The 1,269-nt window shown below is 53.7% G+C and carries 1 protein-coding gene; it reads left to right on the forward strand.

Going from position 1 to position 1,269, the window contains the following annotated elements:
- Positions 1-53: 53 nt before the first annotated feature.
- A protein-coding gene (locus IAI51_RS27725) for an IS3 family transposase (RefSeq protein ID WP_187681371.1) occupies positions 54-1,269 on the forward strand; the annotation gives its coding sequence in 2 pieces (ribosomal slippage) (positions 54-405 and positions 405-1,269; 1,217 coding nt annotated over the 2 pieces). This gene is flagged as partial in the annotation.

Genomic DNA, 1,269 nt, shown 5'->3' on the forward strand with positions numbered 1-1,269 from the left:
TGTCCCGTCCTGAATAAGGTTTACACCTTCTGACCCATTCTCAGGAGGGAGTAATGAATACGGGAGAAAGGCGCAGTCAGCGTGATTACACGCTGACCTTTAAATTGTCGGTCGTCGATCAGGTCGAAAAAGGCGAGTTGAGTTATAAAGAGGCTCAAGAGCGCTATGGCATTCAGGGTAAAACGACCGTACTGAACTGGTTACGCAGGCATGGTCGGCAGGACTGGAGTCAAGGCGCGTCCATTCGCTCCAAGAGACCCCGTTCCATGGATGAGCCCGATAAACCCCTGACACCCGAACAGCGAATCAAAGAGCTTGAAGAAAAGCTTGCCCAAGCCAACCAGAAAGCTCAGTTTTTCGAGGCCGTCGTTGACGTTTTGAAGAACGACTTCGGTGTTTCTGTCGTAAAAAAGCGATCCGGCAAGTCCTCTCCCAAGGGCAGATCCGAGGCCTGAGCATCAGTAGGGCTTGCCAGTTCATGGGGATTTCCCGTCAGGCGTATTACAAGCGCAACCGGGCGTGTGATGCCCGGGCCCGTCATGCCCAGGAAGTGATGGGATTCGTGAGGGAAAAGCGACTTAGGCAACCGCGCCTTGGCACCCGAAAACTTCACAATCTAATGCGCACTGAGCCAGAAGTGTCCGTAACGGTTGGTCGAGACCGTTTATTCGATATCTTGCGAGATCGGCGCGAACTGGTTCCCCGCAGACGGGCCTATCACAAAACGACAGACAGCCATCATCGCTTTCGCCGGCATCCAAACCTGCTCAAAGATGGACCGATTCAGGTAGTCGCCAAGGCGCCAGAGCAAGTATGGGTTGCTGACATCACCTACTTACCGACGCAAACGGGTGTGGCTTATCTGAGTTTGGTCACCGATGCGTATTCCCGAAAAATCGTGGGGCACCATGTCCATGAAAGCTTGCACACCGAATCGGTGATCCAGGCGTTCAACAAAGCCCTCAGGCAGCGGAAAACGGAGCAACGCCTGGTGCATCACTCGGATAGAGGCGTCCAATACTGCTCCGAGCTTTATCAGCGGCTGCATGCCAAATACGGCATCACCTGCTCAATGACCGATGGCTACGACTGCTACCAAAATGCGTTGGCTGAGCGTGTGAACGGGATTTTGAAAAACGAGTTATTGCTGCATCGCCCCAAAGATTTTGCAGAGGCCATCCGGATGGTGGACGAGTCGGTGCAGATCTATAACAACGAGCGGCCTCATCTGTCGCTGAAATACAAAACGCCCGATGCGGTGCATCGGGC

It is taken from the genome of Pseudomonas sp. N40(2020) (assembly GCF_014472415.1).
GTDB lineage: Bacteria > Pseudomonadota > Gammaproteobacteria > Pseudomonadales > Pseudomonadaceae > Aquipseudomonas.